The 958-nt window shown below is 47.3% G+C and carries 1 protein-coding gene; it reads left to right on the top strand.

Features of this window, described 5'->3' with window-relative positions; genetic code table 11:
• Window positions 1–573: methyl-accepting chemotaxis protein (locus A3751_RS15595; RefSeq protein WP_231876911.1), on the top strand; the 573-nt coding region annotated here is incomplete at its 5' end.
• Window positions 574–958 lie beyond the last annotated feature (385 nt).

Raw genomic sequence — 958 nt, 5'->3', positions numbered from 1 at the left:
GCGGATGTTGGCGGTGCAGCTGAAAAAATTGAACAGCTTAAAAGTGATACCGACAAAATTCACGAAGTGGTTAGCGTTATTCAAGGAATTGCGGAGCAAACAAATCTACTTGCACTGAACGCCGCCATTGAAGCAGCAAGAGCGGGAGAGCAAGGCCGTGGCTTCGCCGTTGTTGCCGACGAAGTAAGAGCCCTTGCCTCGCGAACACAAACCTCGACCGAGGAAATTCAACAAATGGTCGACATGCTTCAGCGCAGTGCTGATTCTGCACATGCGACCATGAGCAGTGGCAAAGAGGTTGCCGAGAAGTCTGTTGAAAAGGCGAGCCAAGCAAAAGAGGCCTTTGAGCAGATTTCAGGTGCCATCGGCCTTGTCTCGCAAATGAGCATTCAAATTGCATCCGCTGCGGAAGAACAAAGTTCAGTCTCAAATGAAATAAGCGAAAATGCCAATCGCCTATCTGCATATGGCCAAGAAGCTCACGGCATTTCAGACGAAGTTGAGAGTCTATCGATGGATACCCTACAAGCCGCTGAAGATCTGAAAGCCAAACTCTCTATTTTTAAAGTGTAAAACTCGACCGGCACGAAAATGGGGCGATATTCTCTATCGCCCTAGCACCGCTCTTCGTAGCAGACATATGCGCTAAGAAACCATCCCTCCGCCTCCAAGCACTATTTTATGAAAACCCTTTGACGAGTGATCCATTAAAAAATGTGCGCCGTAAGCTTTAATAAGATTTCAGTCTTTTAGATGTTTTTCAGTTCTTGTCCCTTAGCCGCACTGCTCGTCATGCGGCTCTTTTTTTGCCTTTTTTCCGCACAGTCGAAGGTTTAAGCTGGGGTCGCTTCTCTCTTTTTATGCCCTTCTCTTAGATGATTCAAACGAACGCCAGAGAAGCCCTTACCCTCTAGTGAATAAGCTTTGGCAAATCCTTTCACGTATCGCCCTTCGCTTG

It is taken from the genome of Oleiphilus sp. HI0080 (genome assembly GCF_001635135.1).
This window is presented reverse-complemented; position numbering and strand designations above follow the sequence as displayed.